We start from the raw sequence: 24,007 nt of genomic DNA, 5'->3' as shown, positions 1-24,007 counted from the left end.
CATAAATACCTTCATCCTATTCACAAAAATACTCTCTCCGTCCTTCGGGGGAAGAGGGGAGGGAGAGGGTTGCGAGGACACCTCGCGCTCCGTCAGGGGCTGCCGCCCCTGCACCCCGCTTTCCCCCTAATGGCCGGAGAGCCCAAAAATACTCTCTCTGTCTGAGGCATCAGATCGATAATTCACGGATCCAGACACGCATAGCGCCTGGCTGGCGATTATCCCAGGCAAAGTAGGGGATGGCGGTCAGCCGGGTCTCTTGCATCCTTAGTTTCCGGGTACGATAGAGACAATCATTCCAGTCCGTGAGATCTGGCACACAGGCTGATCCTTGCAGCATAACTACACCGTTCAGGATGTCTGGTTTGAATTCAGGATGTAAAGGCTGGTCAACGGGTAGTTGTAACTGATTCAGTGGAACAGGATTATCCGCCGACTCTACGCAGTACACGAGGGGTCCACGTTGGAGGGCTACGCAACCTGTGTCTGCTACTACAGCGGGATGAGCATAGATGCGTGTTACCGGCATTGGTAAATGCAATTCAACACTATCACCATTCTGCCAGGTACGCTCGATGCGCGCATAGCCTTTCTCCAGACAGGAAGCCACCTCAACGACCACACCATTCACGCGCAGCACTGGTCTGGTACACCAACCTGGAATACGCAGCTTCAAGGCAAATCGGGCGGGACTGGCCAGCTCAAGATCCAGACGGATCGCACCGTCCCAGGGATATTGCGTCTGCTGGCGCATCATCAGAGTATGCGCACCAACTTGCAAACGAGCCTCGCTGGTAGCATAGAGATGGACAGCGACCTCGGCATCTCCCTGCGAGTACATATATTGTCCTAGCGAGCTCAGCAGCCGGGCAATGTTTGGAGGACAACAGGCACAGCCAAACCATTCCTGGCGATGCGTCTGACCTGTACTGGCCAGGGGATTAACATAGAAAAACTTCTTACCATCCAGCGAGATGCCGCTGAGCACACCATTATACAGGGTTTGTTCCAGTACATCGGCGTAGCGACCATCACAATCCAGATGCAGCATGCGGTGCGCCCAGAAGACCAGTCCCACCGCCGCGCAGGTCTCGGCATAAGCCGTTTCGTTGGGCAAATCGTAATCTGTCGTAAAGCCTTCATTGGCGCTTGAGGGGCCAATGCCGCCGGTCAGATACATGCGCTTTGTCGTCAGGTGTTGCCAGAGGCGCTCACAGGCCTGCACCAGCGAGGGATCATGCAGTTCAAGCGCGAGATCGGCCATGGCGCAATACAGATACATTGCCCGTACCGCATGCCCTACAACTTCACGCTGTTCTCGCACCGGTTGATGCGACTGGTTGTATTGTCTGAACATCGCTAGCTGCTCGGCACGCTCCGGCAGCGTTTCACCGAAGAAGCCTGGCGTACCGCGTTCAGTCGCCTCCTGCTCAAAATACAAGGGCGGCTGACCACGTTCATCAATAAAATACTGGCTCAAGCGCAGGTATTTCTGATCACCGGTAGTACGATACAGGCGGACCAACGCCAGTTCGATCTCCTCATGGCCGCAGTAGCCACGCTTCTGTCCTGGCTCGGGACCAAAGACCGTCGCGATATAATCCGCATAACGCTGTACAACCGCTAACAAAGTCCGCTTGCCAGTCACCTCAAAATGCGCAACCCCCGCCTCAATCAAATGGCCCGCACAATACAACTCATGGGCATCACGCAGATCTGTCCAGCGCCGCCCAGGCTCAACAACGGTGAAATACACATTCAAATAGCCATCGGGCTGCTGGGCAGCCGCCAGTAAGGCGATCACTTGATCCAGCAACGCATCCAGATCAGCATCAGGATGGGTGGCAAGACTATAACTGGCGGCCTCCAGCCACTTCGCGAGATCAGATTCCCAGAAAATGTGCGGAGTCGGCTCCTGACCTGGCTCCCAGTCCAAACGCAGCGCGTCGATACGCCCTGTCTCTTTACACTGAAGATATTCAAATGGAATTGTCTGCTCACGCACCAACTCGATACGTGGCTGCCAGAATGTATCACGAAACTGAACAGCCTGAAATGCGATTGGCTGTAATCTGCGTTGCTTATAATTGTCCATAATCGCCTCCATAGGAATGATATTTACACTGCTACTACATATATATCCTCCCTATATAATTGATTAAGGCAAACATTTCAGGCTATCTTTCAAAAGATACTGCTCCGACTGATCAGGACCATAGCTGGCGGCTGTATGGACATGGTGATTTATATCCACACACATCACATACACCCCTTTATTTAAAGGATCACTGCGCTGTAAGGATGTGGTATTACCACCTTCAAAAGAGAGCAGACCACTTACTCCTTCAAACGTAACATTCTGGAGCGCGCTATTAAAATCACTTACAGATGGCAACTCGCCATTGCCGTTAATTGACATGCTTTTATCGAGTGCATGTAGAAACGCATTAGTGGCATCATATGATAGGATCGCATGCGGAGCCAGCAAGACGTATGGCTGATTGGGGAGCACATCCGCAGTTTCACCAAAGGTCTGGTCGAATTCCTTCTTGAATGCACTATTAGGATCAATGGGAGAAGCATAAACAGTCGCGAATACCGACTCATAATCATTATGCTGGAAACTATTCATCTCATATAAGCCATCTCCACCCATAATCGGTATCGTCTGTTTGATCCCCATTCTACTTTTCAACTCCTGCAACACACTTTCAAGTGGCAGAAGATCATCCTGATAACCAGAAAAGTAAATCATACGTGCACCCTGAGTCAGGGCATCCTGTACACTCTGATTAATTGTATCGATGCGTCCGACTATATATTGCTCTAGAATCGGATGTAAATTAGGAATCTGACCCTGAGCCTGCTCAAGAAAATCACGATTAAGACTGGTACTATATGGATCAGTACTATCGCTAAATACCGCAATATTCAGAGGATCGCTCGGTTTTAAATGCATCTGCAATCGATACGCGGGCACCATATGCTTCGCAAAAAACTGCGCCATAAATTTACTCTGTACCTTATCAGAGGACACCACACGATAGAAATTAGGCATATCCGAGAGCAGATCACTGGTCGCTGAAGGAGAAACAACAGGAATATCCGACTGATGCAAATCGGCCAGTTGTCTCAGAGCCCGTTGGGTAGACCCGCTAAAAGGCAAACCTATCATGCCACGGAACGAAGGCTCCTTCCTGGCATAAAGGACAATCTGTTTCATAACCAGTGCAACCGTCTGATCAATCGCCAGACGCGTCCCAATATTGGCAATAACCAGGCGTACCTTCAACTTATGTTTCGCATTATAGTCCTTTTGCGCGAGATAGGCCCCACTCAAATCCTTTAAACCTACTGAAATCGAAAGTTCATTATCATCCAGGGTGCGACTGAGCATGGTTGCCACCATCAAAGTCACATATGGCTTACTGGCCATAGCCTTCTTATTTTCCTGAAAGATCATCGTTTCCAGCTGTTTCTCAGAGGCATTGCCATTAGATTGATCGAAAGGAGCATTTTGATTCTCGTCGATAATGCCAACCGTGACCTGCTCATTGCCTACCTGCATCTGCGAGGTCCCGACGCCATCAGGGCACACAGAATTTAATACTGCAATTTGATGTTCAATACAGAGTTGATTTGGATAAAGGTAAGAGAAAAATGAACTGAATTCTTTAGGAGTTAACAGCATAAAAACCAGAGTGATAATCACAAATGGTGTAGATAGAATATAGACACGTGTAAGCCAGTGCCATATTTTTTGCACAAAATCAGGAACCTGACTGAACAGTTGATACAGCAATCGATCAGTGTATTTGAATATGCCGTCCCATACACGTTTAAAACCTTCGATCGCCAGGAAGGCGGCCACTGAACTCCATGTATACTGATAAGCTGAAGTAAAAAAAGAAAAGATAAAAATACCAATAGTCAATGCCCAGAGGATATTCAAGCTCCAACCATCACCTGGATATGTGTCCGAGGCGGCTTCATTGGTTTCAGGCTGAGCATCAATAGGATCAGAACTAGCCAGATTTTTCGTAGTGGGAGTCGATGGCTTCTCACTCATGCAAATCATTCCTTTAGCTCAGAATATAATGCGTAGCGCCTATCATATAATACGCTTACAGATATGGCAATGTTGTATAAATAAGGTAGCTATAATTCGATAAGGTAATTTTGTAGATCGTAATGGTACCACTATGTTATGGACGGAGAGTTTGCTACGTTTTGAAGTAGAGAAGTACATTCAAGAAAGGAAATAAAAATCCATGAATTCGTTTGATCAGCTCGCACAAGAAATCTTTCGGCAGAAACAGACGATGGAGACGCTCCAGGCGGAAAATGCAGAGTTACATCGTCAGATTGCAGATATACAGGATGGTCGTGGGGTTTTCATCATGGTTGGTGATCAGCGCTACTCCCTCCGCTCACTACGAGAAGCAGTAAATGATCGCGAGCGAGGCCGAAATAGCTTTTAAGCAAGCAAACAAAATGACGGGCCCGGACGAGCCCGTCATTTTATTGCAAATTTTTAGTCTTAAACAACCTGGAGAACAATCTTACCAGTTACTCCACCCTGCTCAAGTTCTTTCTGAGCCTGAGCCACTTCTGCCAATGGCATAACTTTAGCGACCAGGGGTTTGATCTTGCCACTCTCAAGAAGGTTGCGCAGATAATCCAGTTTATAGCGCTCACGCTGCAGGAAGAGGTAATGCAGCGTAATGTTTTTCAGGAAGGCTGGATACGTATTCCCGGCGATATCCACCACACTAACCATACGGCCATACATTTTAGTGGCTGCAATACTATTCGTGATCGTCTCACCACCCACGGTATCAAAAACAACATCCACACCCTTACCATTGGTCTCTTTTAAGATGATATCCGCATAGTTCTCAGTCTTATAATCGATAACGCGGTCCGCACCCAGTTTCTTTGCCAGCTCAGCATTCTTACCGCTACAGGTGGTAAAGACATAGGCACCAGCCGCATGAGCGATCTGAACAGCCAGTGAACCCACGCCACCAGTACCACCATGGATCAAGACTGTCTCACCAGGTTTCAACTGAGCCCTGGTAATCAAAGCATCCCAGGCCGTTCCACCCGCCAGAGGAATACTGGCCGCCTCTATATGCGACAAATTCTTCGGCTTATGGGCGACAATCGCTTCGCGGGCCACATGATACTCCGCATAGCTCCCACCGCGTCCAGGAATATCCGGTGTATAATAGACCTCATCCCCTACCTTGAAATCCTTCACCATCGCACCGACCGCCTCAACGACGCCCGAGACATCATAGCCAATGACCGCAGGAGGCTGCACGCCTGCCCACGAACCTGCCTGACGAATTTTATAGTCCACTGGATTAATCGAGCTGGCATAGACCTTTACTAATACTTCATCCGCTTGAGGAGTAGGTTCAGGCAATTCCTGTGGCTGGAAAACTTCAGGACCACCAAATCCAGTAATAATCATTGCTTTCATACACATTCACCACTTTCCCAAAAAAAGAACTGTGTCCAATCTGAAACACAGCAGATTTGTTTATTCATGCTATTGCTATTATCGACAAAAAAGACATGGTTATCTATGCTACCTGTCTTCATCTCTTGTACGGCCAGACGATTGCTAACGTAGACAAAAGCAAGCAAACAAATACTATGGAAAACAATTTACCAGGCGCAGTCCTGAGTCACCTAAAGGCCTGCAGATTACTCGGAATCTTCCTCGTCGCCATCCAGCAACTGCTGAAGGCGCTGCCAGCGTGTTTGTAGCATCGAGACATCGGCAGTCGTTAAACCGGCCCGCTGACAACGCTCAGCAAAAAGCTGCTCATAGCGGCCATCAGGACTGGCATGCGCCAATTCAACCTCATGAAAGGATTCCAGCAAAACCTCTTCGTTCTGGGCAAAGGTCGCATAGTTGCCAGCAGCACCACTGACATTAACTGCAAAACGGCGGCAAGCAGCCAGAACACGAACACAGCGCGTCTCATTAGCACGCAAAGCAGCCAATTGTTCCTGTGAATACTGATCACTCATAACATCCCCTACCTGATTGCTTCTCAAATACAAAATTTCCCTGTTGTACCAGCCTGAATTCTCTATAAATGCTGTTCCTCCAGGTTCTCATTCGCCCAAAATTGAGAGTTATGCTAAGCATAGCACAATACAACTCTCCTCATCTTACCTGCACAATGTAGTTGCAACCTTTCCCTACATAGTTTTTCAGCACGCACTGATGTGAAGCGTTTCATAGTATTGTCACCAAAAATCGATTATGATAAATACATTCTCATACCTATAATACTGCATGTGGCTAATAAAAAATGAAAATGTGGCGGCTATAGTTAATCAGTCGTAATAAAAGTATCTGACTATAGCACGCGCGTCATAAATGAAAGAAATACACCAACTGTGTAAGCAATAAAAAAGGATAGTAACATGGACGAGAAAGAGATACAGCCGTCGGCAAACCTGGAACGTATGCAGGTAAATCGCAGAGAATTCCTGGCACTGTGCGCGGTGGGAAGTATGCCTATTTTATTGGGTGCCTGTCAACCATCAGCCAGCGCGACACCAGGACAAACATCACCCACGGCTAAAGCCACACTACCACCAGCACCAACTAAAGCACCTGTGCTTACAGAGGCCGATTGGTCAACTCTGGCTAAAAACATCAAGGGCAGCTTGATCCGCCCAAACAATGTTCAGTACGCCACCGCCCATCAACTCTTTGATCCCCAATTTGATGGCATCAAGCCTGCAGGCGTCGCGTATTGTGCTTCCCCCAAAGATGTACAGACCTGCCTGGCGTTTGTCAGTCGCTTCAATCTGCCAGTGACGGTACGCTCCGGTGGTCACTCGTATGCTGGCTATTCAACCACCACAGGACTCCTCCTGGACGTTTCGCGCATGAATACTATCACGTTGGATCTGAAGAGTGGACAGACAACAATTGGGAGTGGGGCGAAACTTATCGATGTGTATGCGCGTCTGGCCGACAATGGTCGTGTCATTCCTGCTGGCTCATGTCCGACTGTGGGAGTGGCAGGGCTGACCATGGGAGGTGGAGTTGGCGTGCTTGGACGTAAGTTTGGTCTGACCTGTGATAATCTGCTTTCCGCCCAGGTTGTGCTGGCGGATGGACGCCTGGTTACCTGCGATGCCAACCAGAACACTGGACTCTACTGGGCCTTGCGTGGCGGCGGCGGCGGCAATTTCGGGGTCGTGACATCTTTCACGTTCCAGACCCATCCCGTGAACACACTCTCAATCTTTACGTTGGGTTGGGCATGGAACGATGCAGCAGCAGTAGTTGATGCCTGGCAAAACTGGGGACCACAGGGACCCGATGAGCTATGGTCCAACTGCCTGCTACTCAACACCACCGACAAAAATGGTGATCCGATTGTACGCATCAATGGTGTGTATGTTGGTGGGACTGATCAACTCAATCAGCAACTACAAAATCTCATCAATAAACTGGGCATTGCGCCCACGGTCCGCTATGCCTCCAGCGCCGGTCTGCTGGATACTATGCTCTATGAGGCTGGCTGCTCAGATAAAAGCCTGAACGAATGCCGACTACCCGGCCAGAGTCCCCAGGGAAAGATACAACGTAATGCCTCGGCCGCCAAATCAGACTACTTTAACAAAACCATGCCTCGCCAGGCCATTGATAAGCTGGTCAATGCCATTGCCCAGCGCCAGAAATCATCCCTCCCAAATACCGGTGGCATCGGCATCGACACATACGGCGGAGCCATCAACCGCGTCGCACCAGATACCACAGCATTTGTGCATCGCAATATGCTCTTCTCGATCCAATATAACGCCAACTGGGACATCGGCTCATCTGATGCCATTATCAGTCAGAACCGGAGCTGGCTCAATACTACCTGGCAAGCCATGCGGCCATATGCCTCGGGAGCAGCCTATCAAAACTACATTGATCCAACATTATCCAACTGGCAACAGGCCTACTATGGAAGCAATCTGGCCCGACTCCAACAGGTCAAAGCTACCTATGATCCCAAAAATCTCTTCCGCTTCAAGCAGAGCATTCCGCTGGCACATTAACAGCAACCACCAGGCTTGCTACTCATTTTCACAATTTTAGACACAAAAAAAGAGGAGCCTTTTTTGGGGCTCCTCAAACTTACCTATAAAGTATACCCAATATTTTTCGAAAAATCAAGGCCTTTTAGAGGCGAATTTCGCAATTCTTCCACAGCAAATAATTTTGCTGGATCGAAAACTCTGCAATCAGGATCTGTCGTAAAAGATCTCACGTACACTATACAGATAGATCTAGTACTCTGCCAGACATCATGTGCTGGGAGGCGGGGATGCAAGCGAGCATGCCGGGGGCATGATCAAGCGCCGAGCCCCTTGACTGGGGGATCGGGGGCTGTGCCCCGGCATCTCCCCCCTGCCGCCCGCGTAGCGGGCGCACAACTCATCACACGAAGTTTGACAATGTACTAGTCAAAATAGATCATAGGATTGAGTCGATAGCCAGTTTGGAGGAAGGATAGATGCGAGCATCCAGTAAAAGTTTTGATTATACCCAGGATTTCAAGCAGATAGATTTTCGCGCCCATCCTGAGCTGTATCAGGTTGTAGAGGCGAGCAGGGTGTCTTGCTGTTGAGCCATACAAATCTGAGATTCTGCCCTACTGGCGCTTCAAAACTCCTGTAGAAGCACAAAAATCAGCGGATAAGATCTATGAGTTATTTCTGAGCTATAAACAGCAAGGTGATTTTGTGGGGATGGATATGGCGAGAAAATTTTTGCAGATGGCTATACACGCTCACGCCGCTACGCCAATCATCAAAGTGGTCGCAAATATCAAGCCAATCCCCAGAAAGAAGACACTCAGGCAGCCATGAACGAGGCTCGAAAACAACTTCTGCCCTGGTCAGAAGATAACGAGAAAGCTGAATCGGCACGTATTTTCTATGGGGTGTATCTACTGGCCAGAAATGATGAGGAATATCAGCACTTAAAAAAACAACATGTAGAAAAATATGAACGAAAAAAAGTTGATAATACTTGATGAGCTTGACTTATAGAGCTATCTTTCCATATAATTTCTGTAACTCTATTTACACCTATTTTTAATTCCAGTTACACACTATTACTAGCAACGCGTTCAATCCTGTCAACATCTATCTTTTGATTTTGAGTAGATATATAGCAATACATTGACTTTTGACAGGATGAGCCTCATAGCCAGAGGAGTATAGCATTGAAGCTAAAACGTTTGCTTGTGGGCTTCTTTTTTTGCAGTATTTTTTGTCTGAGTACTGTCATAGCCCCTCTTTCCGCATCAGCAGGCACCAGTACGGACAACAATCGTCACGGTTCAAAGGATGAGCTGACATCCAGTCAGAAACAGACATTGTATGCCATTGCTCGCCAGACCTGGAAATTCTTTGATGCCGATGCCGATCCGCACACACATCTACCGATGGATAATATTGGCCTGAATGGCGCCCCGGCCAGAGGCGCTTATACCTCAAACCAATATCGGCGTCGCCTTCTGGAGTATTGTTTCCGCCGAAGATCTCGGTTTGATCAGGCATAGTGATGCATTGAAACGGACCAATGATCTTTTAAGCCAGGTTGAGAAGCTCAGCAAATGGCATGGATTTCTCTTTAGCTGGTACGACACCACCAATGGACACCGCATCTCGGGTCCGGGAGGCACCGATCAGGAAGGGCAACCAGCAACGGGAGCGTTCATCTCTACCGTAGATAGTGGCTGGTATGCCAGTGGCTTGATTGCCATTCGCCAGGCATTCCGCTGCTGGCACCGCGCGCAACGGCCTTGCTGAATGCCATGGACTTTGGCATCTTTTATGACAACGGTGACCAAAGTCAAAGTAATACCGCCGGACAAATGTATGGCGGCTACAACGCGGATCAGGGTCCGGCCACTTTCCATTATGGGGTACTCAACGCGGAAACGCGTATCGCAGCCTACATTGGCATTGGTACCCATCGTATGCCCGGCGATGTCTGGTGGCGTACCTGGCGTACTCTCCCCGCGGATTTTACCTGGCAGGGACAGACGCCTCAGGGCTATAATGCCACCTATACCGACCCGCAATCTGGCAAGCCCTTCACTGTCTTTGAAGGCCACTACAGCAGCAATGGCATCAACTTTGTGCCAAGCTGGGGTGGTAGCATGTTTGAGGGCTTGATGAATAATCTGGTCATTCCCGAAACGGCGTGGGGAAAACAAAGCTTTGGTCTGAATGATCGGCTCTATGCACAGGCCCAGGCCGCCTATGCGACACAGACACTCAAATATCCAGTCTGGGGCCTCTCACCAGCCAGCACTCCCGATGACACAGGCAACTATGACGCCTATGGCGCACATAATCTGGCCTCCAACAAAAATTGCTGCCCTTACAGCGAAACGGCAGTCACACCACACGCTTCATTCCTGGCACTGACCGTCACGCCACAGGCAGCCTTTGCCAACATCCAGCAACTACGCACACGTTACAAAGACATCTATGGGCCTTATGGCTTCTATGATAGCGTTAATCCCACCACCGGACAGGTCGGACACCGCTATCTAGTTCTGGATCAAGCCATGATCTTTGCCGCACTGGACAACGCTCTGCGCAACAACCAGTTGCAACGCCATTTCGCCGCAGATCCTGTCATTATGGCGATCCATCCCTATCTCTCCCAGGAGAAATTCTCGCTACCATAGTAAAGAGCCAGTAGCACGTGTCAGGGAGTCGATAGCTCGTTTGTAGTGAAACGAGTTATCGGCTCCTTATTTTAAGCAGGTTAATGTCTCAGAACACATAGAACTACTTCAATTCCAGGCTATAACAGAGATATTTCTGATATGATACAGATACTATATTTGCGAAGGACGAAAAACACCTATGTCTTCAGCTAACAAGCAGGACTCTTTCCATACATTGTCTTATGGAGACGATACGTTTCAATATGGAGAACTCTATGTTCCGACAGGAGCAGGACCACATCCAGTGGTCATACTGATCCATGGCGGTTTCTGGCGTGACGCATATGATCTGACGTTGATGCACGGTCTGGCGCAACACCTGGTAGCACAGCAAATTGCGGTCTGGAATATTGAGTATCGCCGCGTAGGTAATCCCGGTGGCGCATGGCCTGGAACATTGTTAGATGTCGCCCGAGCCACTGACTATCTGCGAACACTGGCTCCTCAATATCAACTGGACGTACAACGTGTGATAACTGTGGGACATTCAGCAGGAGGTCATCTGGCGCTCTGGTTAGCAGCACGACAGCATCTACCACAGGACAGCGAGCTAAGCACCTCCAGCGATCCCTTACCGCTAACAGGAGCCATTAGCCAGGCTGGTGTCGTAGATCTGGAACAGGCCGCCCGCCTCCATCTTGGGAAAGATGCAGTCCAGGCATTGCTGGGAGCGAGCTTCGCCGATAAACCTCAGCGCTATCTCCTGGCCTCACCCGCAGCTCTCTTACCACTAGATGTACCACAGGTGCTGGTTCATGGCACAAATGACGATACTGTCCCTCTCATCATCAGCCAATCCTATCAGCAGAAAGCACAGATAGCGGGTGATAGCATTACCCTGATCGAGATCCCCGCAGGCGATCACTTTGTGGTGATTGATCCTGACTCCGAAGCATGGCAGCAAACATACGCCGAGATTAAACGCCTGCTCATGCTACTCTAGTGTAAAAGCCAGGATGGTTGATGCATCTATAAACTCGTGACACTCCGCACGCCCTGAAGGGGCGGCGGCTTCTTGTACTCCTACGTAGTCGGCCCCCTGAGTCGGTGCCTCGTTGAGGCAACTCGTTGAAGACCGTAGTGGGTGAGGAATACACTCAAGCACAGATCCACACATCTGCTCGCTTGAAGGGCGGTGCCATGCCTGTTCACCGTTTCATGCCGTACCCGACGGGTGTGCAGCCAACGTCGGGTGTTTGGCGACCTGGAAAGGGTGAACATCTTTCTCTTTCGAAAACTGATGCATGCATCAGTGGGAGGCTTTTCTTGAACGATTTTGCCTGGCAACACTTCCTAAGGCCGTACAGCCTGTGCTGTCGTGCCTTCGTTGCACCTATGCAGTATAATCCAACAATGCATTCTATGCAACAAGCAAGGGCTAAAGCCCAGGAGAAACCCGCCTATCCGCCTGGGTTTAAACCACAGCGGCTTGCGGCGGGTTACGCTTTTGTCATGGTGAAAAATAGATGTACTCAAACCATCCCCAGATATTAAGGCCAATTGAAAGTATAATCACGGCCTTTTCATACCATTGTAAGCGCTGATGGAAGCCCAGGACCGCGAGCAAAAAAGCCAGAGGAAGGACATCCAGGAAAAAACGATAGCCAAACTGATACCAGCCAGTATTAAAGTAGAGCAGGTGAGCACCTATGGGTAAAAGACAGCCAGCCAGCAGGCTCCATGTGAGATAGGAGTGCGAGCGCACAAAGAAAGTACGGAAAAGAGGATAAAGTGCAGGCATGGTCCAGAAGATACCCGTACCAGTTGGATCAAAGCGGATATACGGTAACATCGTCAGGATTTGCGGTGGCTGGATCAGCATATAGAAAAAATTGGTTGGCAGGAAATGCAGATTAAACTGTCCATATTCAGCCAGACCAGGAGCCACACGAGGACTAACATTCATGCTCTGGTAGCCAAAGTCCAGCAAGGAACCAAAGCGCGCCAGATTGTAGAGCAGCATCCCGCCAACAAAGATGCCCAGGATGCCACAAAAGACTACATACGGCTTCAACAGCTGCCAGGATTTCTTTGGCTCTGATAGGAAGACCAGGAGCAGATAACAGGGAAAGACCAGCAGGACGGTGCTACGAGATAAAGCTGCGAGACCAAGCCACACCGCAGCCAGCCAGGCGCGACGCTTGCCAATCAACTCAAGGACGTGAAGCAGCAAGAAAGTGGTCGCGATCACATGGGCCAGGAACCATACCGTGGCCTGCATAGATACATAGAACAGTTCTGTACCACAGGCAAAAAAGATGAAGAGCCAGGCCAGACTGGAGAAAGACAGCTGTACCACTCCCTTTTCAACCATGCGATATAACAACAGAAACATCAAACCAACATTTAGCAGCGAAAAAAAGAGCTCGACACTCACCGAAAGCGCAAATTGATGGCTGAAATGGAAGATTGCAACCAGCGGCAGAAAAAACAGTGCAGGCAATGGCGGAAAGGCCACATACCAATGACCATGCCAGAAGGTGTAATCTCCTGACATACCCGGAGGAGGAGAAGCTACATAGAGATGCCCTGCTAACCAGGCATTGGCCAGATAGATAAAATGTGCACCCGAATAAATCTGCGTGGTACCAAGAGGGGTAATATAAAAACTGGAGGCAACCAGTGATGAGTGATGCGCCTTTTCAAAAGTGAAGGGGAGATGTACAAAATGAGTCAGAAAAAAACAGGCAAGATAAAAAAGAGCCACAAAAACTATAAGAAGTATAGCACGCCAGGATCCTAACAGTTTCAGTGTGATGGCTTGATCTGTTTGTAGCAACGACTCAAAGGTGCGCTCGTTGGCAGGTGTGTTTAAATGTATCGTACTACGTGACTGCTTTCCCATTCCCCACCCCATCCTCTCTTGATACATCAGCCAATTTAAACACGTCAAGAATATCAATATTCATAAGAAAATCATAACCCGCTGTCGGATAAATTCAATCCTGCGAACTTAAAACATGACTAAAATCCTATCTCATGTGTTCGATTGTGTGAGCACATAAAAAATGACTGAGGCAGTAGGCAAGCAAACAGCATAAAAAACAGGATCTACTCTTCTTCCATAGATCCTGTCAGCGAATATGATCATAAGCAACCGTGGAGCGAATGCCACATGGACAACATACTTGATTTTACGCTGATTGCCGTTGACGTAACTCTTCCGCCAGCTCATATTTATTGGCAAACACACGACCGCCGCAATAGATATTGCGCTTCGCAAAGGCTTCAGGAGTTTCGCGCAGCAGACGTTGCTGCACGGCAGGTTTATGAGCCATTTTAGAATGATACCAGGGCTCAGGTAATGGCGCATAAGCGGGATCAGAGGTCCAGGTAGGCACTGGCAGATCATACTTCTGGCAGAGATACTCGACAGAGGCAGCACAAAAGACAGCCCAACGGTGTTGCTCTTCCGTTGGATTCAGCGGCTCTTGAATAGGATCGCGCAATAGTTCAACACGTCGATCGGTAAAATTTCCGAAGAAATCGTTCATGAAATTACCCAGGGGAAGCCATGGTTCAGCCCCAGAACAGATTTCTTGATAGGACACGGAGATTGTCTGCAATTCGATATATGTCTTCATTGGCCACCTTGTTCCTGTGTTATCGTCTACAACTATTGTAACACGAGAAACAAAAATTTGCAGTGGGCAGCATCAGAAAACACTATCGCTACAGATCTTATCCACTGGATCATAGTAGGCCCAACAGCTTAAAAAAGTTCATCCAAAGTATCCTGAAATTGATAATGTTCCTGCCAGGAGACATCGGGAATAAAACGATCAGCAATTTCCTGGGCTTGTTCGCGCGTCTCAACATGCAGTTGTTTCAGGAGTGCCTCAATATCGAGCATATCTTTTGGTCGATAGACCATCAACTTCAAGGCCAGAATATATTCTTTAGAAGGCAGGTACACATGCAGTTTTTTATATTCATGCCAGAGAGTTGCTTCGGGATTGGGAGCCATATCGCGAATAAAATAGGCCACGTCATCATTAATCCAGGTACGCTTCATCTGATGTTTCTTTGCCACCGCATTGACTGCCGACTTAAAAGCCTTGGTCTCAGGCGTTGGATTCGTAGAAGTATCTCCCTCAATATCCATCAGAACCACATCGACATCCTCGGTGGACTCACGATTTGCGGCCAGCAACAACATGGCCACCCCACCCACTATCATGACCCGCACAGGAGATTGGAAGCCACGCGCTTCCAATTCGTCGCCTAATTCTTGCAGATATTTCTCAATCTCTTGCCGCTGCATAAAAAATACTGCGCTTTCCTGTTCATACGTTGATCTTCAATTATGACTGTACCATATTGCTGCGCGAATTGCACGACTAATGTGTACCAACGCCGGTCAACAGGGTGGTCATAATTAATTTTGAGGCATCACGGGGCGCGATATAGCCATCAGAAATACGCTGCCAGGCCATAAACAGGAGAGCCGTCATGGTATCAATAATCCAGCGGACTGGTAGATCGGTGCGCAGGCTTTTTTCCTTCTGCCCACGCTGAACCAGGCCTTCAAGTTGGTACAACAAACGTAATTCACGGGACTTCAATTCTTTGTTGTCTTCAGCAAATGGCCAGGCACCGAGCAGGAAAGTAAAACGATGTCCAATCGGCATCAACACTGTAATAATTCGTTCCAGTGCCTCAAGGGCGGTGCCAGTTTCAATCTGGCATTCCGTCATAGCCTGCTCTATATCTTGAAAGGCACTCAGTAGTAAAGCCCGCAACATATCATCGCGGCTGGCAAAATAACGATGCAAAGTAGTACGGCCGATGCCAGCGGCCACGGCAATATCATGCATCGATGCCCCATTGTTGGTAATCAGCGTTTTGATCGCAATATCCTGAATAGCGTCTCGCTCCATCATCCTATGCCTTTCTAAGGAACAGTTTAGTATCATTTTAGACATAGCTGTATCAAAAGTCAATACAAAAAATTCGACGTCTATACAAAAGTATACACGTCGAGGCGCAAACAATCGCTCTCACGTACTGATCGATAATGAATTAACGCTTAATCTCGACATGAGAGACAGACCAACCAATCAAGAAACCATTCCAATGTAAAGTTACAGTAGCGGAACAGCGAACTTGATCGGCATATTCGATAGGGTACACCACTGTATCGTTGTGCCATTCAGGAGCCTGGATACCCAGGAGCTGAATATGACGATTGAGCACAAAATCTCCTGAACTTTGCGTGACGTTGCCACATGAGGGAACAGTATTTGCGGAATGGAAGGTGTAGGAGTTGTTGGTGTTGGCCCAGCTTTGTACGATTAACGGTGGCCGATGATAATAGGAATAATTCAAACAGACGCCAACCAGGACGAGCACGCCCAGACATAAGCAGGCATAGCGCCTGAAGATTGTGCGCTGTATCTGGTCCGCTGCCCTGGCCGCCTTGATGGGAACAACAGTTGTATGTGCCACACGGTCACCCAGACGTTGAAATGTCGGTGACAGCAAACTAGAAATCAGGCCAACGATATATAGAATCGGTAAGCTATCGACAAAGCGTACTATATTACGAAGCAGTGCCGCAGTAACAGTTACGCGTCCTCCATCAGAACTTGCCACGTAAAGACCAAAAAATAACTTTCCTGGAGTAGTCCCAACAAGTGCTTCCTGGGTGAAAAAATAGAGAAAAACGATAACAAACAACCAGAGAGAACTCAGCGTGGCCAGGCCAGACAACGAAAATGAAAAACCATTCCAATCAATTAAATGTTCATCGCCGGATGGATTAATAACACCAAAAATACTGCTGATCCAGATCTGTAAACATGAAAGAATGATAAAATCAGTAATCCCTGCTCCAATGCGCATCCAGCCAATACGCATTCGGGAGATGGAAATTCCCTGTTTTGTTCCAACCGCATTGTCAGTAAACATAGATACTCTCTTCTATGAGAAGAACACCGATAGACATAGTCGTCTAGCAAATAATAATGTTCCTCTATTATACTAACAGCAGGCAAGTTCTCAAAGTAGAGCAAGAAGAGTCCATCGTCAGGCAGCTTGTTGCTACCAGCAATGCACATATGCTTGACGAGCAATCACCCCCCACTCAGCTTACACTATACGCGCAGTGGCAACAGATACACTGCGCAATTCACCTTCTCGCTCCAGTAACAGAGTATAATGCTGTCCCGGGCTCCCCTGTAAAGCAGTGACAACCGTTGGTAAGGGCAGGCCAGTCACAACCAGACCATCAATCTGCAGCAAGCGATCTCCAACTTGCACCGATTGCCTGACACTGGCATAGTTACAGTCTGAGACAGCCGTTACATAATATGTGTGATCAAGATTCAACGATAATGTCAGTCCCACCATATCCATATCATAGGGATAGGAATTGCCACACCATTCCCAGTACGACATCTCATGACGATAATCGATCTCGATACGAAATTGTTTCAACACATTGCCAGCCAGAGCACCCACAATTGGAGCCGTCATAAAGCTGGAGCTACGAGCCTCAAAGATGCCGTCAGGACGCGAAACGACAGTGATTTCCCGCAAGAGCAAGGAGCCGAGAGTGGCCCGTGGAATGCGCATCATCGTCGCATATTCTTCCCCTGGAACGCCCATATTAGCGCTACCAACCGCAGCTTGCGCGCGTGGCCAGGCGGTAAACTGCTGCTCCCAGTTTTGCATCACCGCCTCCGAGATCATAGTGCACGATGCGCCAGTATCCAGTAATAATCCATACTGATCACCAGCAATAGTCGCCTGGACGCGCAAAAATTGACTATGGGGATGAATAGAGATCGGCACAGGCTCACCAGAGCGAGCGGAGGAGCAGGTCGGGGCCAGAGCAAAGACCCCGGCAGGATAATCCAAAAGCACACAATAGTCAGATAACAGACCGCAGGGCAAAATTCCATCCACCTCCTCTCCTGAAAAAAGCGAGCAGGTATTAACCGCCATCAGCGCCGTCGCAGACGCTAGATCCAGGTTATAAGGCCCAATAGAGAGTGTGGGTGGAGAGAAACAATGAAAGACATGGGTGCCTGAAAAAAGGAAAGGCGCGTCCTGTAAGGGCAGGTCTAAGTCTTGCACGAGTGCTTCAGTAAATATCAGCGCCATCCCGGCGGTATCAACCAGAAAACGAGCCATCCGCGAATAGCCATGGTTGGTGGTAACACGAAGATCAACATATGGTCGATTATGTGAGACATAGAGCGAGGCATACTCATACTGCTGCACAGCCATTTTGACTCCTTTACACTAAAGGACAACTCGAAATATGCACTCCATATTTTTCGTTATTAGCGTCGGATATCTCAAAATAGAATCAGCTAAGTCAGACTGAAATACACGGTTTCGGACAGTTTTCAGCACATCCACATCCTCTACACAGCTATCTTTATACACGGAGAGCAAGCAGCAGTAGTGTCACAGCACGGGGTATTTCCACAAATAATGGAAATGCAATCACAAACAAAGAAAAAGACACAGCTTCTCTATCAATATTATTGTACTACAATTGTCAATAGTTGCGCATCGTTCATTTGGGCGGTGTTTTATTGGCGCACTTCATATAAAATAGCTCAGCACGTTATGTGCACTCATTAGATTTTTGTCGCATATCACCTTCACAAGGAGGAGTCGATGCACAAATCGCTCAAACGTTACCTGAGCTTATTAGGTATTCGGAGAAATCACTAATATGTTTGGTTTCATCGTATTTATCATTCCTGCAGCCATCATTCTACTGCATATTGACGTCTTGATTACTGTCTGTGTCTTCCTGCCATTACTTTGTGTTGTAGGACTGGCACAGGCGATGCGGCAACGTCAACAGCGACTGCGAGCAGCCAGCCGGGAAGCGACGGGCTTATTGACGGGTGCCATTGGAGAAATATTCAGTTCCGTCCAGGCCATCCAGGTCGCCGGAGCTGAGGACTATGCCGTCAAACACTTTCATCGACTCAGCCAGATACGCCAGCGCCAGATCCTGCGCGATACCGTGTTCTTCAGCGCCTTACAATCAATCTTCGGCAATACTGTGGGGCTTGGCACAGGCTTAATCCTGGTACTGGCAGCGCTCTACCGCCATCTCAGTCCTGGCGATCTGGCTATCTTTATCGCTTACCTCAGCACCATCACCAAATTTATCATCTCTGCCGCCAACCTGATTGCCCAATACACCCAGACCAAAGTCTCACATCAACGTCTGGTAGACCTGCTCCAGGGAGAATCGCAAGAGATTTTGCTGCAAAATGATCCACTCTATCTAAAAAAGCCTGTGCCCGCACTTCATACGGCAGTAAAAACCACTGTAGACAGGCTGGCACTCCTCAAGGTTGCCAATCTCACCTATCGCTATCCTGATACTGGTCGCGGCATCGAAAATATCAGCTTCCAACTGCAGCGCGGCACGCTGACAGTGATTACCGGCCGTATCGCGGCGGGTAAAACAACCCTGCTGCAAACAATATTGGGATTATTGCCTAGAGATGCAGGCAACCTGTACTGGAACGACAGGCTTATCGAAGATCCAGCTCACTTTTTTATACCACCTCACAGCGCCTATACACCCCAGGTGCCCCATCTTTTCAGTGATACACTGGAAGAAAATATTCTCCTGGGACTCCATAAAGCACCTGCAGAAATGCAACAGGCCATACAACTGGCAGTGCTGGCAGACGATGTGGATAAACTAGAGGATGGACTTCAGACTATAATTGGTACTAGAGGAGTAAAATTATCGGGAGGTCAGGTCCAGCGAACTGCGGCAGCGCGGATGCTGATTCGGGAGAGTGAGTTGCTGGTCTTCGATGATATCTCCAGCGCGTTGGATGTTGAAACCGAGAGTCGACTCTGGCAACAACTATTACAACAACGCCAGCGTAGTTGCCTGGTTGTTTCACACCGTAAAGCGGTCCTACAACTGGCGGATACGATTATCGTGCTACAGGCTGGCAAAATCACAGCGATGGGTACATTGCCGGAACTGCTCACCACCAGCGATGAGCTTAAACGTATCTGGCACGGAACAGTCTAAATCTCACTGCGATCCAGGATGTTCACGCGTACGTATACGTATACGTTAACATCGGTGCGAAAGCTACATCACGTTCAAAGGAAAAAGGAGGTTCCTGATATGTCATATTCTACAGCTTCATTTCCACAACATCGGCCAGTGACGCTGGCGCGCCGGGGTATGGTTGCAGCTCCACACTATCTGGCGGCCGAGGCAGGCCTGGATATACTCAAGGCAGGCGGCAATGCTATTGATGCTGCCATCGCCGCCAATGCCGTCATTCAGGTCGTGTATCCCTTCGTCTGCGGGCTGGGCGGCGATATATTTATGATGATTTATGAAGCGGGGAGTGGAAAGATTTATGGCTTAAATGGGAGCGGCAGAGCGGCAGGAACCGCCAGCATTGAGCGCTATCGCGAACTGGGTCACGAAACGATGCCGACCCATGGTGTGCATACCGTGACAGTACCAGGCTGTGTCAGCGGCTGGGACGCCGCCAGCCAGCGCTTTGGTCGACTCGGACTGGAACAGATCCTGGATCCTGCAATATCCTATGCCAAAGAAGGCTTCGCGATTGGACCAGGCTTACACAGCGCCCTGACAGCTACCAATGCGCGCGCCGAAATCCATCCATCCTGGCATCGACATTTTCTACCAGACAAGACTATTCCTGAAATTGGCGCGATTATGCACTTTCCTACTCTTGCCCGGACACTGAGAACAATCGCTAAAGAAGGACCGGCCAGCTTTTATCGTGGGAGCATCGCTGAAGAAATCTCCGCATTCTTTGCTCGTGAAGGAGGCCTGATCACTTCTCAGGATCTGGCAGCCCAGCATGCGGAGTGGGTCACGCCGCTGAGTGTGCCCTTTGCGGGGTTACGGATATACGAAATGCCACCCAATACACAAGGGTCACGGCCCTGCAAATGCTCGGCATCCTTGATCAGCTCTCGCTGGGTAGTGATCCACTATCTCCGCAGACCATTCACCCAGCCGTTGAAGCCAAGAAACTGGCCTTTGCCGACCGTGCCGCCTACCTGACAGATCCGCTGCATATGCGCATCCAGCCAGAAAAACTGATTGATCCTGCTTATCTCAAGCAACGCTCAAGCCTGATCGATCTGCAGCACACCAGCGCGGTCCCCTTGGCTGGTAGCTTCACCGGAGACACCATCTATCTCTGTACAGCTGATCGCGAAGGCAATGTGGTCTCGCTGATTCAAAGCAACTACATGGGCTTTGGGAGCGGCCTGGTCGTTGATGGTACCGGCATTGTGCTGCAAAATCGTGGCGCCTACTTCTCCCTTGATCCACAGGCCGCCAATGCCCTGGCTCCCAATAAGCGTACCCTGCATACCTTGATCCCATCCCTGGCACTGCGGGATGGCAAGCCGGCTATGGTCTTTGGTACCATGGGCGGCGATGGACAGCCCCAGACCCATTTGCAGTTCTATAGCGCCACTGCCCACTTCGGCTTAAACATCCAGCAAGCCATCGAAATGCCGCGCTGGATTCATGGCGCACCCTATGGAGGAAACGAGGAAGTCCTACTGGTCGAAGAGCGCTTCCCGGATGCAACCATCCAGGCATTGCGTCAAATAGGTCATAACATCCAGACAGGACAGCCCTGGCTCGGTACGATGGGCTATGCGCAGGGCATCATCTTTGATTCTACAAATGGAGTTATGCACGGAGGCTCAGATCCACGCGCCGAAGGGATCGCCGCTGGCTGGTAGCCTTATGCAAAGCTACTTGACAGCAACGCTCAACCCGCATAAAATTGCGCTATTACGGCACATTTATCGGCACAAAAACGCATAAAAAGATGCAAGCCTGCACCTTTCTGCTGGATGGAGAGAAGAGATGCTAAAAGAAGAGCGGCAACGCCACATTGTCGAGCGCTTACACCAGGAAGGAAAGATCCTGGCCACGGATCTGGTTGTCCAGCTCAAAGTATCGGAGGACACGGTGCGCCGTGATCTCAATGAGCTAGCAGAAGCAGGCATCTTACAGCGCGTGCACGGGGGCGCCCTTCCCCATAGGTGCGAACGTAAGCACAATAGTACTTGAACAACGAAAAAAGAGGCCAAACACGGTCTTTCTCTGGTATCGTTACAAAAAACCAAAACGTGACGAAGGAGAAACACCATGTCAAGCCGACCTCATCATACGCAAAAATGTCTCACAGAGCAAGCCCTGGGCCAGATCAATGATGCTGGATGGCAAGAAATCCTTGCGCTCTTACCACCAGATGTCAATGAACAAGCCTTTACCCATCAAGCCTTTACACGCTCCAATGGGTTGCGTTGCCCAACCGATTTGCTGCGTGGCATCTTTGCCTACGTCTTTTGCTTCCGCTCGTTCCGCGAGCTCGCTGCCTGGGCTGTGAGCACGAGACTGAGCACCAATGGAGACCGCTCGTGGGCCAAACGGACGCATCAGTCCTCAGATTGGTTGCTCTCGATCGTACAAACCCTGGTGGGATCGAGCGAGCCAGAAAAGGCTCTGGATCTGCCTGCGGGCTTCACCGGATGCATCCGTCTGGTGGATGCTACCCATCTGCGCACCTGGAAGCGCTCGGGCGAAAGTCGCCGATTGCACTGCAGTTATGAACTGCTGAGCAAACGGCTCGACCAGGTCGTGCTGACGGATCACCATGTGGGCGAAGGGCTCAAGCACTTTCATGGACAACGCGGAGACATCGTGGTCGGGGATTGTGCCTACTGTCGTCGACAAGCAATCCTCGATCAACTCGATGAGGGCGTTGAGGTCGTGACCCGATTGCATTGGTCCTCGATGCCCTTACTTGAGGCCGATGCTCAGACGCCGTTTGATCTCTCTGGCTGGTTGACCCACGTGGAGCCAACGGGCAAGGGAGAAGCCAACGTCGTGTTCCAGGTGCGTGGCCGTCAGCAGCCGATGCGTCTAGTGGCCGTTCATCTGAGTCCAGAAGCAGCCAAGCGAGCGCACAGCAAGCGAAAGGAGAAGGCCCGCAAGAATGGGCGCACCAACCAGGCATTGACGATTCAGATCGCCGATTGGTTGGTGGTACTTACCTCGCTGTCAGCGGATCATTGGTCAGCCGAGCAAATCCTGTTGCTCTATCGGGCGCGTTGGCAGATCGAACTGCTCTTCAAGCGCATCAAGCAATTGGTGCGTTTACACCGCTTACGCAGTGATGATTTGCAAAGTAATCAAGCGGTACTTGCAGCCATGCTGGTCGGCTGGATCCTCTTGGAGCGGCAGGTGAGCCAGGCACGCCGCGAGTTGCATGAGCAAGCGAGAGGGCGCGTGGCGGGGCCGATGAGTACCTGGGCGCTGTGTGCCGTCTTTGCTCAAAGCCTGCACACGATGATCCTGGGTACCTGGACCTGGTCGCACATCCAAGCGTCACTCTCCCAGATGCAGCCGGTCGTGCGGTATCATCCGCAAAACCGTGTGCATCAGGAATCTGAAGTGGTCACGCAACTAGCCCAGACGCTCTATCTGGCATCGGCTTGAGGTCTTTTTCGTTGATTCAATTGTTCAAGTACTGCTTACGTTCGCACCTATGGGCGCCCTTCCCCGTGCACTGTCTGTCCCTTATGAGCAGCGTGAACAGGCAGAAAATAGCAGCAAAATAGCTATCGCCCGAGCAGCAGCCAGCTTGATCCACGACGGACAGGTTGTGATTATGGATAGTGGAACCACTGTCCATGAAATCGCCAGACAGCTTCCCGAGATGCTACACGCGACGATCATCACCAACAGTATCCCGGTCGCTGCCACCCTGGCTACCCACCCACATATCGAAGTCCAGGTCTTGGGTGGCAAACTCAAAAAAGACGCTCAGAGCACTATCGGAGTATCCGTTGTCGAAGCCCTGCGCCAGATCCGCGCCGACCTCTGCTTCCTGGGTATCTGCAGCCTGCATCCAGAAATTGGCATCAGCCTGCCAGAGATAGAAGAAGCCTACATCAAGCGCACGATGCTTGAGCAAGCCGCCGAAATTGTCGCCGCCACCGAAGCCAGCAAGATTGGTACTGCCGCCCCCTACATCGTCGGTCCCATCAAAGCCCTCACCTACCTCATCACCGACGACTGCCTCGACGAACAAACCCTCGCACCATACGCCCGGCAAGGACTTCAAATCATCAAAACGCAGAGCTAACATCTATCCTCATGCCGTTCAATCGTGTGAGTGAAGTCGCCTGACAGGCCGGGTCACTTCGGTAGAAGAGAT

The 24,007-nt window shown here is 49.6% G+C and carries 21 protein-coding genes and 1 pseudogene; 12 read left to right on the top strand and 10 right to left on the bottom strand.

What is annotated here, in order from left to right; genetic code table 11:
• Nucleotides 1-169: 169 nt before the first annotated feature.
• Entirely contained in the window at nucleotides 170-2,095 is a 1,926-nt protein-coding gene (locus tag KDW_RS22115; protein ID WP_151758111.1) for a glycoside hydrolase family 127 protein, read from the bottom strand.
• A gap of 63 nt (nucleotides 2,096-2,158) precedes the next feature.
• Nucleotides 2,159-4,069, bottom strand: coding sequence for a type 1 periplasmic-binding domain-containing protein (locus KDW_RS22110; protein WP_151758110.1), 1,911 nt, complete (start codon nucleotides 4,067-4,069; stop codon nucleotides 2,159-2,161).
• Nucleotides 4,070-4,271: 202 nt separating this feature from the next.
• On the opposite strand from KDW_RS22110, the gene KDW_RS22105 reads away from it, so the two are divergent.
• Nucleotides 4,272-4,481 (top strand): hypothetical protein, encoded by a 210-nt coding sequence (locus KDW_RS22105; RefSeq protein ID WP_151758109.1) that lies wholly within the window; start codon nucleotides 4,272-4,274, stop codon nucleotides 4,479-4,481.
• Nucleotides 4,482-4,540: 59 nt separating this feature from the next.
• Here KDW_RS22105 and KDW_RS22100 read toward each other — a convergent pair whose 3' ends face one another.
• A complete protein-coding gene (locus KDW_RS22100) occupies nucleotides 4,541-5,488 on the bottom strand; it encodes a zinc-dependent alcohol dehydrogenase family protein (RefSeq protein WP_151758108.1) in 948 nt (315 codons plus the stop codon).
• Between the two features lie 227 nt (nucleotides 5,489-5,715).
• Nucleotides 5,716-6,045, bottom strand: coding sequence for a hypothetical protein (locus KDW_RS22095; protein ID WP_151758107.1), 330 nt, complete (start codon nucleotides 6,043-6,045; stop codon nucleotides 5,716-5,718).
• 402 nt (nucleotides 6,046-6,447) lie between these two features.
• Here KDW_RS22095 and KDW_RS22090 point away from each other — a divergent pair, with 402 nt between their 5' ends.
• The 5 genes and pseudogenes from KDW_RS22090 to KDW_RS22065 all read left to right on the top strand — a co-directional run bounded on the left by KDW_RS22090 (nucleotide 6,448) and on the right by KDW_RS22065 (nucleotide 11,721).
• Nucleotides 6,448-8,085, top strand: a complete 1,638-nt coding sequence (locus KDW_RS22090) for an FAD-binding oxidoreductase (RefSeq protein WP_151758106.1) — start codon at nucleotides 6,448-6,450, stop codon at nucleotides 8,083-8,085.
• A gap of 458 nt (nucleotides 8,086-8,543) precedes the next feature.
• Nucleotides 8,544-9,065, top strand: a pseudogene (locus tag KDW_RS36085) (DUF4385 domain-containing protein).
• Nucleotides 9,066-9,498: 433 nt separating this feature from the next.
• Nucleotides 9,499-9,846, top strand: coding sequence for a hypothetical protein (locus KDW_RS22075; RefSeq protein WP_233097846.1), 348 nt, complete (start codon nucleotides 9,499-9,501; stop codon nucleotides 9,844-9,846).
• A 5-nt stretch (nucleotides 9,847-9,851) separates the two neighbouring features.
• Nucleotides 9,852-10,736 (top strand): glucoamylase family protein, encoded by an 885-nt coding sequence (locus KDW_RS22070; RefSeq protein ID WP_151758103.1) that lies wholly within the window; start codon nucleotides 9,852-9,854, stop codon nucleotides 10,734-10,736.
• Between the two features lie 181 nt (nucleotides 10,737-10,917).
• Nucleotides 10,918-11,721 carry an alpha/beta hydrolase family protein gene (locus KDW_RS22065; protein WP_151758102.1) on the top strand — a complete coding sequence of 268 codons (804 nt, stop codon included), beginning with the start codon at nucleotides 10,918-10,920 and terminating at the stop codon, nucleotides 11,719-11,721.
• A 507-nt stretch (nucleotides 11,722-12,228) separates the two neighbouring features.
• On the opposite strand, the gene KDW_RS22060 is transcribed toward KDW_RS22065, so the two are convergent.
• From KDW_RS22060 to KDW_RS22035, 6 genes are all read right to left on the bottom strand, one after another.
• Complete coding sequence (locus KDW_RS22060; RefSeq protein ID WP_151758101.1) at nucleotides 12,229-13,623, bottom strand: glycosyltransferase family protein; 1,395 nt, start codon at nucleotides 13,621-13,623, stop codon at nucleotides 12,229-12,231.
• Nucleotides 13,624-13,912: 289 nt separating this feature from the next.
• Nucleotides 13,913-14,362, bottom strand: a complete 450-nt coding sequence (locus tag KDW_RS22055) for a hypothetical protein (protein WP_151758100.1) — start codon at nucleotides 14,360-14,362, stop codon at nucleotides 13,913-13,915.
• Nucleotides 14,363-14,490: 128 nt separating this feature from the next.
• Nucleotides 14,491-15,042, bottom strand: a complete 552-nt coding sequence (locus KDW_RS22050) for a DUF6036 family nucleotidyltransferase (protein ID WP_151758099.1) — start codon at nucleotides 15,040-15,042, stop codon at nucleotides 14,491-14,493.
• Between the two features lie 76 nt (nucleotides 15,043-15,118).
• A complete protein-coding gene (locus KDW_RS22045) occupies nucleotides 15,119-15,661 on the bottom strand; it encodes a TetR/AcrR family transcriptional regulator (protein WP_162005500.1) in 543 nt (180 codons plus the stop codon).
• A 139-nt stretch (nucleotides 15,662-15,800) separates the two neighbouring features.
• Nucleotides 15,801-16,688: an RDD family protein gene (locus KDW_RS22040; protein WP_151758097.1), complete on the bottom strand. Its 888-nt coding sequence runs from the start codon at nucleotides 16,686-16,688 to the stop codon at nucleotides 15,801-15,803.
• Nucleotides 16,689-16,868: 180 nt separating this feature from the next.
• Nucleotides 16,869-18,011 (bottom strand): aspartyl protease family protein, encoded by a 1,143-nt coding sequence (locus KDW_RS22035; RefSeq protein WP_151758096.1) that lies wholly within the window; start codon nucleotides 18,009-18,011, stop codon nucleotides 16,869-16,871.
• Nucleotides 18,012-18,468: 457 nt separating this feature from the next.
• Between KDW_RS22035 and KDW_RS22030 the strand changes: the two genes are divergently transcribed.
• The 6 genes from KDW_RS22030 (at nucleotide 18,469) to KDW_RS22005 (ending at nucleotide 23,935) form a co-directional block, all read left to right on the top strand.
• Nucleotides 18,469-19,806, top strand: coding sequence for an ATP-binding cassette domain-containing protein (locus KDW_RS22030; protein WP_151758095.1), 1,338 nt, complete (start codon nucleotides 18,469-18,471; stop codon nucleotides 19,804-19,806).
• A gap of 99 nt (nucleotides 19,807-19,905) precedes the next feature.
• Nucleotides 19,906-20,826, top strand: a complete 921-nt coding sequence (locus KDW_RS36540) for a gamma-glutamyltransferase (protein ID WP_162005499.1) — start codon at nucleotides 19,906-19,908, stop codon at nucleotides 20,824-20,826.
• Nucleotides 20,712-21,521: a gamma-glutamyltransferase family protein gene (locus KDW_RS36535; protein ID WP_151758093.1), complete on the top strand. Its 810-nt coding sequence runs from the start codon at nucleotides 20,712-20,714 to the stop codon at nucleotides 21,519-21,521. Before KDW_RS36540 ends, KDW_RS36535 begins: the two co-directional genes overlap by 115 nt.
• A 127-nt stretch (nucleotides 21,522-21,648) precedes the next feature.
• The gene (locus tag KDW_RS22015; protein WP_151758092.1) at nucleotides 21,649-21,855 is read left to right on the top strand and encodes a DeoR family transcriptional regulator; all 207 of its coding nucleotides are present in this window, start codon (nucleotides 21,649-21,651) and stop codon (nucleotides 21,853-21,855) included.
• A 78-nt stretch (nucleotides 21,856-21,933) separates the two neighbouring features.
• Entirely contained in the window at nucleotides 21,934-23,286 is a 1,353-nt protein-coding gene (locus KDW_RS22010) for a transposase (protein ID WP_151756115.1), read from the top strand.
• A 49-nt stretch (nucleotides 23,287-23,335) separates the two neighbouring features.
• Complete coding sequence (locus KDW_RS22005; RefSeq protein WP_151758091.1) at nucleotides 23,336-23,935, top strand: DeoR/GlpR family DNA-binding transcription regulator; 600 nt, start codon at nucleotides 23,336-23,338, stop codon at nucleotides 23,933-23,935.
• Nucleotides 23,936-24,007 lie beyond the last annotated feature (72 nt).

The sequence above is a fragment of the Dictyobacter vulcani genome (assembly GCF_008974265.1).
GTDB lineage: Bacteria > Chloroflexota > Ktedonobacteria > Ktedonobacterales > Ktedonobacteraceae > Dictyobacter > Dictyobacter vulcani.
The sequence above is the reverse complement of the archived record's forward strand: the minus strand, read 5'-3'. Positions and strand labels throughout refer to the sequence as shown.

Excerpts from the sequence above, each read along its gene's own strand:
- KDW_RS22115 (WP_151758111.1), bottom strand. The coding sequence starts at position 2,095 with ATGGACAATTATAAGCAACGCAGATTACAGCCAATCGCATTTCAGGCT.
- KDW_RS22110 (WP_151758110.1), bottom strand. The coding sequence starts at position 4,069 with ATGAGTGAGAAGCCATCGACTCCCACTACGAAAAATCTGGCTAGTTCT.
- KDW_RS22105 (WP_151758109.1), top strand. The coding sequence starts at position 4,272 with ATGAATTCGTTTGATCAGCTCGCACAAGAAATCTTTCGGCAGAAACAG.
- KDW_RS22100 (WP_151758108.1), bottom strand. The coding sequence starts at position 5,488 with ATGAAAGCAATGATTATTACTGGATTTGGTGGTCCTGAAGTTTTCCAG.
- KDW_RS22095 (WP_151758107.1), bottom strand. The coding sequence starts at position 6,045 with ATGAGTGATCAGTATTCACAGGAACAATTGGCTGCTTTGCGTGCTAAT.
- KDW_RS22090 (WP_151758106.1), top strand. The coding sequence starts at position 6,448 with ATGGACGAGAAAGAGATACAGCCGTCGGCAAACCTGGAACGTATGCAG.
- KDW_RS22075 (WP_233097846.1), top strand. The coding sequence starts at position 9,499 with ATGGCGCCCCGGCCAGAGGCGCTTATACCTCAAACCAATATCGGCGTC.
- KDW_RS22070 (WP_151758103.1), top strand. The coding sequence starts at position 9,852 with ATGGACTTTGGCATCTTTTATGACAACGGTGACCAAAGTCAAAGTAAT.
- KDW_RS22065 (WP_151758102.1), top strand. The coding sequence starts at position 10,918 with ATGTCTTCAGCTAACAAGCAGGACTCTTTCCATACATTGTCTTATGGA.
- KDW_RS22060 (WP_151758101.1), bottom strand. The coding sequence starts at position 13,623 with ATGGGAAAGCAGTCACGTAGTACGATACATTTAAACACACCTGCCAAC.
- KDW_RS22055 (WP_151758100.1), bottom strand. The coding sequence starts at position 14,362 with ATGAAGACATATATCGAATTGCAGACAATCTCCGTGTCCTATCAAGAA.
- KDW_RS22050 (WP_151758099.1), bottom strand. The coding sequence starts at position 15,042 with ATGCAGCGGCAAGAGATTGAGAAATATCTGCAAGAATTAGGCGACGAA.
- KDW_RS22045 (WP_162005500.1), bottom strand. The coding sequence starts at position 15,661 with ATGATGGAGCGAGACGCTATTCAGGATATTGCGATCAAAACGCTGATT.
- KDW_RS22040 (WP_151758097.1), bottom strand. The coding sequence starts at position 16,688 with ATGTTTACTGACAATGCGGTTGGAACAAAACAGGGAATTTCCATCTCC.
- KDW_RS22035 (WP_151758096.1), bottom strand. The coding sequence starts at position 18,011 with ATGGCTGTGCAGCAGTATGAGTATGCCTCGCTCTATGTCTCACATAAT.
- KDW_RS22030 (WP_151758095.1), top strand. The coding sequence starts at position 18,469 with ATGTTTGGTTTCATCGTATTTATCATTCCTGCAGCCATCATTCTACTG.
- KDW_RS36540 (WP_162005499.1), top strand. The coding sequence starts at position 19,906 with ATGTCATATTCTACAGCTTCATTTCCACAACATCGGCCAGTGACGCTG.
- KDW_RS36535 (WP_151758093.1), top strand. The coding sequence starts at position 20,712 with ATGCTCGGCATCCTTGATCAGCTCTCGCTGGGTAGTGATCCACTATCT.
- KDW_RS22015 (WP_151758092.1), top strand. The coding sequence starts at position 21,649 with ATGCTAAAAGAAGAGCGGCAACGCCACATTGTCGAGCGCTTACACCAG.
- KDW_RS22010 (WP_151756115.1), top strand. The coding sequence starts at position 21,934 with ATGTCAAGCCGACCTCATCATACGCAAAAATGTCTCACAGAGCAAGCC.
- KDW_RS22005 (WP_151758091.1), top strand. The coding sequence starts at position 23,336 with ATGGGCGCCCTTCCCCGTGCACTGTCTGTCCCTTATGAGCAGCGTGAA.